The sequence below is a fragment of the Streptomyces sp. NPDC058157 genome, assembly GCF_042884105.1.
Taxonomy (GTDB): Bacteria; Actinomycetota; Actinomycetes; order Streptomycetales; family Streptomycetaceae; genus Streptomyces.
In genome coordinates, this window is record NZ_JBHVUQ010000382.1 from 1 (window position 1) to 2,714 (window position 2,714).

The 2,714-nt window shown below is 76.3% G+C and carries 4 protein-coding genes; all 4 read left to right on the top strand.

The features are described from left to right. Window positions 1-461, top strand: a 461-nt coding sequence (locus tag ACFVXK_RS38045; RefSeq protein ID WP_389621803.1) for a response regulator transcription factor, incomplete at its 5' end; no start/stop codon positions are given. Beyond that, entirely contained in the window at window positions 458-1,909 is a 1,452-nt protein-coding gene (locus ACFVXK_RS38050; RefSeq protein WP_389621806.1) for a sensor histidine kinase, read from the top strand. The genes ACFVXK_RS38045 and ACFVXK_RS38050, both read left to right, overlap by 4 nt. Window positions 1,910-2,034: 125 nt before the next feature. Continuing rightward, window positions 2,035-2,451, top strand: a complete 417-nt coding sequence (locus ACFVXK_RS38055) for a hypothetical protein (RefSeq protein WP_389621809.1) — start codon at window positions 2,035-2,037, stop codon at window positions 2,449-2,451. Next, window positions 2,448-2,660 carry a hypothetical protein gene (locus ACFVXK_RS38060; RefSeq protein WP_389621811.1) on the top strand — a complete coding sequence of 71 codons (213 nt, stop codon included), beginning with the start codon at window positions 2,448-2,450 and terminating at the stop codon, window positions 2,658-2,660. Before ACFVXK_RS38055 ends, ACFVXK_RS38060 begins: the two co-directional genes overlap by 4 nt. Window positions 2,661-2,714 lie beyond the last annotated feature (54 nt).

Consider the following 2,714-nt stretch of genomic DNA (forward strand, 5'->3'; position numbering starts at 1 on the left):
TGTCGGCCCTGGACGAGCTGGCCAACCGGGGGGCCGGCCTGCAGGCCGGAGCCGACGACTACCTCGTCAAACCCTTCGCGCTGGAGGAACTGGTGCTGCGGCTGCACGCCCTGCTGCGCCGCAGCCCCGCCCGCGGCGGGCGCGACGTGCTGCGCGCCGGGCCGCTGGAGATGGACCAGGCGACCCGGCAGGTGCACCACGGCGGCGCCGAGGTGCACCTGACCCGCCGGGAGTTCGAGCTGCTGGCCGCGCTGGTGCGCAACGCGGGCATCGTCCTGACCCGGGACCAGCTGCTGGACCGGGTGTGGGGCTACGACTTCGAGGTGCGCACCGACGCGGTCGACACCTTCGTCAGCTATCTGCGCCGCAAGCTGGAGGAGGGCGGACGGCCCCGGCTGATCCACACGGTGCGCGGCGTCGGCTTCGTGCTGCGGGTGCCCGGGGCGGGGAGCGGGTCGTGAAGCTCGCCACCCGGATCGCGCTCTCGGTGACCGTGGTCATGCCGTTGCTGGTGCTGGCCGCGGGCCTGGCGGTGCTGGGGCTCGTCAGCCGCGACCTGCGCCAGCAGCAGGACGCGCGGTTGCAGGACCGGGCCGCGGCCGTGCTGCCCGACGCCCGGGCCCTGCTGGCGGCCGACCGGGGCGGCAGGGCGAAGGCCGAGCAGAACCAGCACCGCAAGGTGCTCGGGGACGCCCTGGACACGGGGATCCGGGTCCGCGGCGCGGACGGCACGACCGTCCTGGAGGGCGGCCCGCAGCCCGAGGCGGCGGTGCGGCTGCCGGACCGGACCCCGGACGGGCCGGTCACGGTCCGCGCCAAGGGGCACGCCTGGCGGGTGCTGAGCGTGCCGGTGGCGGGCCCCGCTCCGGGGAACCTGTGGATCTACACTCCGGCGTCGAGCACCGATCCGCAGGTGGCGGCCGTGCGGCGGCGGGTGCTGCTGGTGGCCCTGCTGGCGGCGCCCGTGTCCGGGCTCCTGGCGTACGGGCTGGCGGGGCGGGCGACCGCCTCGGTGCGGCGCCTGAGCCGGCGGGCCGCCGCCCTCGACCCGGCGGCCGGGGCGGCGGCGTTCGCCGGGACGCCGGTGAAGATCGCGGAGGTGGACGAGCTGTCCGCGGCCATCGGCCAGCTCCTGACCCGCTACGACGAGCAGGCCGCGCGGACGGCGCAGGCGCTGGAGACCGCCCGGTCGTTCTCCTCCGCCGCCTCGCACGAGCTGCGCACGCCGCTGATGAGCATGCAGACGGACCTGGACGTGCTCGCCGCCCACCCCGACCTCTCCCCCGCCGAACGGGCCGAGGTGGTGCGGGACCTGCGCAGCGACCACGCCCGGCTGCTCGAACTGCTGGGCGCGCTGCGGATGCTGGCGCTCGGCGATCTGGTGGAGGTGTCCGCCTTCGCCCCCACCGACCTGTGCGAGCTGGTGGACGCGGCCGCCGGCGAGGCGGCGCGCCGGCACGGCGCGACGGAACTGCTCCTGGACGTGGAACTGCTGGCCGAGCTGCGGGTCTTCGGCTGGGACTCCGGCCTGAAGATCATGCTCGACAACCTGCTGCGCAACGCGGTGGTGCACGGCCACCAGCCCGGCGAGCCGGCCCGGGTCACGGTCCGGCTGCGCTCCCGGGAGGGTTTCGCCGTGCTGACGGTGGACGACGCGGGGCCCGGTGTGCCGCCCGGTGAACGCGGGGCCGTGTTCGGCCGGTTCCAGCACCGGCCCGGCAGCCCGGGCTCCGGACTGGGGCTCACGCTGGTGGCCCAGCAGGCGGCGCTGCACCGGGGCACGGTCACCCTCGGCGACGTGCCGGGCGGGCCGGGCGCACGCTTCGAGGTGCGCCTCCCGCTGGCCTCGCGGGACGAGCCGACGCTGCGGCTGCCCGCCCGGCGCGACTGGATCTCCCGGGGCGGCTGACGGGGCACGAACGGCCGGCCGGACGGTGGTGCGGGGGTCACAAGGAATCCACAAAAAGGCTCCCTAGCGTCCTGTCCGGCCGCCGCACCCGCGCCCCGGCCCGTCGCACCGAAGGGGATACCACCATGCTCGCGAACCGTAGGACCGCCGCCGCCGTCGGCGCCGTCGCCCTGGCCGGTGCACTGCTCTCCGCCGGCCCCGCGCTGGCCGACTCCACCGCGCCGAGCGCGGCCCCGTCGGCGAAGGCCTCCAAGCCGGCGCCGAAGGGCGACGGTGCCAAGTCGATCTGCAAGCGCCTGCCGAAGACCGAGGCCCGGATCGGCACGGCCCTGAACCGGCTGAACGGAGACGCCACCGTCCCGGGCTCGATCGCCCGCCTGGAGCAGCGCGTCAACGAGGCCAAGAGCGCCGGCCACACCGAGGTCCAGAACTACCTGAACGACCGTCTGACGTTCCGCAAGAGCCTGGTGCCGACCCTGCAGAAGCGCCAGGAGGACCTGAAGGCCGTCTCCACCTGGTGCACCGCGCAGGGGTCCAAGTGAGCTCCGCCCGGCGCGGAGCCGTCGCCCTCGCCGCCCTGGCCGCCGGGGCCGTCCTGCTGCTGACCGGATGCGGCGGCGGCGCGGACGCCCGTCCGAAGGCGGAGCAGTCGGCGGGTGCCGACGGACAGGCCGCGGACATGCAGGCGAAGCTGGACGCCGCCGAGAGCGCGGCCGCGCAGGCGGACACGGACGCCTCGCAGAACAACTGACCGCGCGGCGGCCTCGCCGCCCCGCACGCCGACGGCCCGCCCGGTCCTCCCGGG